A 6,576-nucleotide genomic window follows, 5' to 3' on the forward strand; every position below is an offset into this window, starting at 1 on the left:
ACGAAACGTTCCGAAATGGTCAGGTTCAGCGGGTAGGTGAAGCGCTTGCCCGCTAGCCGTATGTCGCCCAGGAAATCGCCGAAGCGAGGCCGCAGGATGTCCAGGTAGGCACCGTCATCAAGCGCATTGATTTCGGCGGCACGGGCGTGGGTCTCGCTCCAGACGATGGAACAGCGATTGCCCGGAAGCGGCAGGATCGCCAGCGGCCCGGCTGGCATGAAGAACTGATGCGCGATGCCGTGATGGGGCAGATCATGGGCCAGCGAACAGACAAGCGCTGTCTGCCCGTAATCCCATCCAAGGCGCTTGATGCCAGCGCGCGCGCCGGTGCCGCTCTGCCGTCCGTCGGCACCAACGAGGAGCTGGCCAGTCAGGACGCGCCCATCCTCCAGCGTGACCGAAGCCGGGCCAGAAATATCCTGCGCCACGACCTTGGCCCTGGGAAGGTGGGTGACGTTCGGATCACTCTCCATCCGGGCCAGCAGTGCCTGCCGCAGGAAGCGGTCCTCCAGCATGTAGCCCATCGGGCCTTCTTCCAATTCGTCGCGTTCGAAATGCAGGAAGAACGGGGAAGGGCCTTCGCCGGCGCGCCCGTCGCTGGCTTTGATCTCGTGCATGGGCTGCGCGTTGGCTTTCACCGCATCCCATATGCCGATTGCCTGCAAGAGCCGGGCAGAGGCAAGGGCCAGCGCGTAGGAGCGACCGTCGAACGTGTCGGCGTCGCGGGTTTCCGCGGGCAGCGCGTCGATCACGGTGCTGGTCAGACCCGCCTGCGACAGGGCGAGGGCAAGACAGGGGCCGTTCAGGCCACCGCCAACGATGAGGATATCACAGTCCAGTGCCATGCCTCGCAATATGTCGTCTCGCGCGGGATTGTCCATGTGGCACACGCCCGCTAGCGTGGCCCGCGACATCATGGCGGAGGACATGCGATGCGGGACGATTGGCAGAACCTGGGCGTGGCGGATCTGGGCCGGGCGATCGGCGCCGGAGAGATCGACCCTGTGGACCTGACCGAGGCTTACCTCGACGCCATTGCCGGGCATGGTTACGCGGATCGCATCTATTCGGTGGTTACGGCGTCCCGCGCCCGCGCCGAGGCGGCAGCCGCGTCGGACCGCGCACGCCTTGGTGTGCGACGTGGCCTGTTGGACGGTGTGCCGCTGTCGTGGAAAGACCTGTTCGATAGCGCCGGCGACGAGACGAAGGCGGGCTCTGACCTTCTGGCGGGCCGGGTGCCCGACGCGGATTGCGAGGTGCTGGCCAAGGCCACGCGCGCGGGCATGGTCTGCCTTGGCAAGACGCATATGAGTGAGCTCGCCTTCTCCGGTCTCGGCATCAACCCGATCACCCAAACCCCGCCCAATATCCACGATCCCGAGCTTGTGCCGGGCGGATCCTCGTCGGGGGCAGCGGCCTCGACCGCCTACGGGCTGGCGCCAGCCGGGATCGGCTCGGACACGGGCGGTTCGGTCCGCATTCCGTCGGCCTTCAATGATCTCGTCGGGCTCAAGACGACCTCGGGTCGGCTGTCACTTGCTGGTGTGGTGCCGCTTTGCGAGCGCTTCGATACCGTGGGGCCGCTGGCCAAGACGGTTGAGGATTGTGCCCATCTGCTGGCTGTCATGGAAGGCGGCAAGCCTGCCGATCTGGACGGGGCAAGCCTGAAGGGCCGTCGGTTCCTCGTGCTTGACACCTACACCGGTGACGTGCGCGAGGCTCCTGCCAAGGGCTTTGCCCATGCACTCGACCGGATGGCGAAGGCGGGGGCCGAGATCAGCCATGGCACCGTCGACGGGATCGAAACCGCCATGGACCTGGCCCCGATCCTCTTTACCTCCGAAGCCTATGGCACCTGGAAACATGCGATCGAGGCCGCGCCCGAAAAGATGTTCCCGCGCATCCTGGAACGGTTCCGGTCCGGGGCCGGGTTCGCCGCAGCCGATTACGTTGCTGCCTGGCAGTTCCTGGAACATTTGCGTGGCGAATGGGCGGCGCAGGTCGCGGGCTATGACGCGGTTCTGTTGCCAACGGCACCGAACCTGCCGCCGCATGCAGGCCGCCTGATGGAAGACGACGACTATTACGTCACCGAGAACCTGCTGACCTTGCGCAACACCCGTGTGGGCAACCTGATGGGCCTGTCGGCCCTGACCCTTCCGACCGGCGTGCCGGGCACGGGGATCATGCTGCTTGGGCGTCCGTTCGGAGAAGAGGCACTGCTGAGGATTGGCAAGGCGACTGAAGCGGCGCTGACCTGAAGGCCACAGCTGCGCCCCTGTCTGGACATGGGCGCGCGCGTTTTTCTGGACCAAAGCCCTTCAAGCCGTTAACCTGCCGACAAACAGGGCGAAAAACGACCCTGAGCAGAGGCAGTAATGGCATTTCCTGAGCGGTTTTCGAACCTGCCAGCATACGCGTTCCCGCGTCTTCGGGCGCTTCTCGACCCCCATGCGCCGGGGGCCGATCCGATCGACATGACGATCGGGGAACCGAAACACGCCTTCCCGGATTGGGTTTCCACGGTCATTGCCGACAATGCCGCAGGTTTTGGCAGGTATCCCGCCAATGACGGCACGCCAGAGCTTCAGGCCGCGATCGCGGGCTGGATCCAGCGCCGCTATGGCGTGAGCATCGACGCCGCAACGCAGATCCTGCCGCTAAACGGCACGCGAGAGGGTCTCTTCAACGCCTGCATCGCGCTCTGCCCCGAAACCAAACGCGGCAAACAGCCCGTGGTTCTGACGCCCAACCCGTTCTACCAGGTCTACGCCGTTGCAGCGCTGGCCGTGGGGGCAGAGCCCGTTTATGTGCCGGCGACCGATGCCACCGGGAACCTGCCCGACTATGCCAGCTTGCCGTCGGACATTCTGGACCGGACTGCCGTTGCCTATATCTGCTCGCCCGCCAATCCACAGGGCGCGGTGGCGGATGAAAGCTACTGGCGTGACCTGATTTCACTCGCCGAACAGCACGATTTCCAGATCTTCTCGGATGAATGCTATTCCGAGATCTACCGTGAGGCTCCGCCCGTGGGGGCGTTGCAGGTTGCCGAACGGATGGGCGCAGACCCGGAACGGGTGGTTCTGTTCAACTCGTTGTCCAAGCGGTCGAACCTTGCCGGGCTTCGGTCTGGTTTCGCGGCAGGTGGTCCGGACAGCGTGAAGCGGCTTAAGCAATTGCGCGCCTATGCAGGTGCCCCCCTGCCGGGTCCGCTGCAGGCGGTTGCGGCGCGGGCGTGGTCCGATGAAGACCACGTGACCCGGAACCGCGCACTCTACGCCGAGAAATACGAGATTGCAGATGACATCTTTTCCGGCCTTCAGGGCTACATGCCGCCAGAGGCCGGGTTTTTCCTGTGGTTGCCCGTCGATGATGGCGAGGCGGCGACGTTGAAATTGTGGCGCGAGTCAGGGGTTCGGGTTCTGCCCGGCGCTTACCTGGCACGCGAGGTGAACGGCCATACGCCGGGCGCGGACCGGATCCGCGTGGCGATGGTGGCGGAAAAAGACGACATGCGGCGCGGGCTGACCAGGCTCCGCGACTGCCTGTATCAAGGGTGAGGTGACGCAAGATGGCCTATCAAACGCGGCAGAGAGATCCCCTTCTGGACAGCCGGATGCAGGCGGTGCTGGAAAAGCGCGGACGCGAAGCGGCAGGGATTGCCCTTATCCTGGCCGGGATCGCGCTGGTTCTTCTGCTGGTGTCCTACTCTCCGGATGATCCGAGCTGGTGGGCCGCGACCGATGCCGTTCCGCAGAACCTGCTTGGCCGCTTCGGGGCGTCGCTTGCCGCAGTCCTGATGCTGATCGTCGGGTGGGGTGCCTATGGTTTGGCGGCTGGTGCGCTGGTCTGGGGTGTGCGCCTGTCGGCCCATCTGGGCGGAGAACGCGCGCTGTCGCGGATCATCTTCCTGCCGATTGCCGTGGCCCTTGCCGCTATCTATGCCGCCACCCATGAACCGCCCGCCGCATGGGACCAGAGCTATGGCCTTGGCGGCGTGTTCGGCGACACGGTCCTTGGTGCGCTTCTCAACATCCTCCCGCTTGCCGTTGGAACCGGTCTCAAGGTCATGGCCGCGCTGTCCTTCCTGATGATGATCGGGCTTGGGCTTTTCGTGCTGGGTGTCAGCTGGCGCGAATTGACGATTGTGTTGCGCTTCATGCTGGTTGGTCTGGTCAATTCGCTGGCCTGGATCGGGGCGATGTTCGGCCAGGCCGGACGCGAAGCGGGGCAGGCTGCCCTTGATCTGCGAGAGCGTCACCGCGAACGCCGGGTTGTGCGGGCCTCTGCCTATGACGATGAGGCGGTCGTTTATGACGAACCCGCAGCGGAAACCACCGCCGAACCTGCACGAGCCCGCCTTGGCCTGCTCAATCGGGTGACTCCCATTCTGCGCCGCGAGCGGGCGATGGACCCCGAGCCTGAACTGATCGAGCCCACCCCAGTTGCGCCCGCGGATCTGGATGCGCCCGACGACAACCGCATCCGCACCCGCATCGCTGATGCGATTCAAAACCGTGTCCGCAGGGCCAACCCCGCCATGGCGGAACCCGTCGAAGAGATCGCCCCGCAGGAACCGATGACCCCGGTTCAGGCTGCCGTTGCCGCGCGACGGGCAGAGCATATGTCGGCACGTGTCGAGCCGCCGCTGAGCGCCCGGGTGGAACCGCCGCTTACCGCGGCCCATGCCCGCCCCACGGACGTGGTCGAAGAACCTGCACCCGAGGTGCAGCTGCATCCCTACGCCGAGCCCGAAGTGCCCGGCGAAGAGATCGAAACCATCCCGCTTCCGCATTCGGAACGCACCATGGCGCATGGCGGGCCGATTCCGTCGGTGACTGCCGAACCCAAGCGCGTCGTCCAGCACCAGCCGCGCCGCCCGTTGCAGCCGTCGCGCGCCGCGCGCGCAGAGGCACAGCCCGCCCTGCCGCTGGAAGACCGGGCGCAGGCATATGAATTCCCGCCACTCAACCTTCTGACCAGCCCCACCAGCATTCAGCGTCATCACCTCAGCGACGAAGCGCTGGAAGAAAACGCGCGCATGCTGGAAAACGTGCTGGATGACTACGGCGTAAAGGGCGAGATCGTCTCGGTGCGCCCCGGCCCGGTCGTGACCATGTACGAGCTTGAACCGGCCCCGGGGCTCAAGGCCAGCCGGGTGATCGGCCTTGCCGATGACATCGCGCGCAGCATGTCGGCGCTGTCTGCCCGCGTCTCGACAGTGCCCGGGCGCAGCGTGATCGGTATCGAACTGCCCAACCAGCATCGTGAAAAGGTGGTTCTGCGCGAGATTCTCGCCAGCCGCGATTTCGGCGACGGCACCCAGAAACTGCCGCTGGCCCTTGGCAAGGATATCGGCGGTGACCCGGTTGTCGCGAATCTCGCCAAGATGCCCCACCTTCTGATCGCGGGGACCACGGGCTCGGGCAAATCGGTGGCGATCAACACCATGATCCTCAGCCTGCTCTACAAGCTGACGCCCGAGGAATGCCGCCTGATCATGATCGACCCGAAGATGCTGGAACTCAGCGTCTACGATGGCATCCCCCATCTTCTCAGCCCGGTTGTGACCGACCCCAAGAAGGCCGTTGTCGCGCTCAAATGGGTCGTGGGCGAAATGGAAGAGCGCTACCGCAAGATGTCCAAGATGGGCGTGCGCAATATCGACGGCTATAACGGTCGCGTCGCCGATGCGCAGGCCAAGGGCGAAATGTTCAGCCGCACGGTGCAGACCGGGTTTGATGATGAAACCGGCGATCCGGTTTTCGAGACCGAGGAATTCGCCCCCGAGAAGATGCCCTATATCGTCGTCATCGTCGACGAGATGGCCGACCTGATGATGGTCGCGGGCAAGGAAATCGAAGCCTGCATCCAGCGCCTGGCGCAGATGGCGCGTGCCTCCGGCATTCACATCATCATGGCCACACAGCGCCCGTCGGTCGACGTCATCACCGGCACGATCAAGGCGAACTTCCCGACGCGGATTTCCTTCCACGTCACGTCGAAGGTCGACAGCCGCACCATCCTGGGTGAACAGGGGGCCGAACAGCTTCTGGGTATGGGTGACATGCTCTACATGGCCGGTGGCGCCAAGATCACCCGTGTCCACGGACCCTTCGTCAGCGACGAGGAAGTCGAGGAAATCGTGAGCCATCTCAAGAGCTTCGGTCCGCCCGACTACGCGGCCAGTGTTCTGGATGGCCCCGACGAGGAACGGGAAAGCGACATTGACGCGGTGCTTGGGCTTGGTGGCAACACGACCGGCGAAGATGCTCTGTATGATCAGGCCGTTGCCATCGTCATCAAGGACCGCAAATGCTCAACCTCCTACATTCAGCGCAAGCTGGCCATCGGCTACAACAAGGCCGCGCGACTGGTTGAACAGATGGAGGATGAAGGCGTCGTCAGTTCGGCCAACCACGTGGGCAAGCGCGAGGTGCTGGTGCCTGAGCAGTAATCCGCCCTATCGCGCGGACGTGAGGTGCAAAGCGCTGCTGGCGTGATTAGATGGGACACATGAAGAACCTGATCCTTGCGGCGGCCCTTTCGGCCGCCTCCACCCTGCCAGCCCTT

4 protein-coding genes are annotated in these 6,576 nt (G+C 64.4%); 3 read left to right on the forward strand and 1 reads right to left on the reverse strand.

Annotated elements, in window-relative coordinates; genetic code table 11:
* On the reverse strand, window positions 1-881 hold an 881-nt coding region (locus ACEQXV_RS04960), incomplete at its 3' end, for an FAD-dependent monooxygenase (RefSeq protein ID WP_370268163.1).
* A gap of 51 nt (window positions 882-932) precedes the next feature.
* Between ACEQXV_RS04960 and ACEQXV_RS04965 the strand changes: the two genes are divergently transcribed.
* The 3 genes from ACEQXV_RS04965 to ACEQXV_RS04975 all read left to right on the forward strand — a co-directional run bounded on the left by ACEQXV_RS04965 (window position 933) and on the right by ACEQXV_RS04975 (window position 6,460).
* Window positions 933-2,261, forward strand: coding sequence for an amidase (locus tag ACEQXV_RS04965; RefSeq protein ID WP_370268160.1), 1,329 nt, complete (start codon window positions 933-935; stop codon window positions 2,259-2,261).
* 117 nt (window positions 2,262-2,378) lie between these two features.
* Window positions 2,379-3,563, forward strand: a complete 1,185-nt coding sequence (locus tag ACEQXV_RS04970) for an aminotransferase class I/II-fold pyridoxal phosphate-dependent enzyme (protein ID WP_370268161.1) — start codon at window positions 2,379-2,381, stop codon at window positions 3,561-3,563.
* A gap of 11 nt (window positions 3,564-3,574) precedes the next feature.
* A complete protein-coding gene (locus ACEQXV_RS04975; RefSeq protein ID WP_370251581.1) occupies window positions 3,575-6,460 on the forward strand; it encodes a DNA translocase FtsK 4TM domain-containing protein in 2,886 nt (961 codons plus the stop codon).
* The last annotated feature ends 116 nt before the right edge of the window (window positions 6,461-6,576 follow it).

Origin of the sequence: Nioella sp., from assembly GCF_964229645.1 — a bacterium.
Classification (GTDB): domain Bacteria; phylum Pseudomonadota; class Alphaproteobacteria; order Rhodobacterales; family Rhodobacteraceae; genus Nioella.

Coding starts and splice junctions, on each gene's coding strand:
- ACEQXV_RS04975 (WP_370251581.1), top strand. CDS start 3,575: ATGGCCTATCAAACGCGGCAGAGAGATCCCCTTCTGGACAGCCGGATG.
- ACEQXV_RS04970 (WP_370268161.1), top strand. CDS start 2,379: ATGGCATTTCCTGAGCGGTTTTCGAACCTGCCAGCATACGCGTTCCCG.
- ACEQXV_RS04965 (WP_370268160.1), top strand. CDS start 933: ATGCGGGACGATTGGCAGAACCTGGGCGTGGCGGATCTGGGCCGGGCG.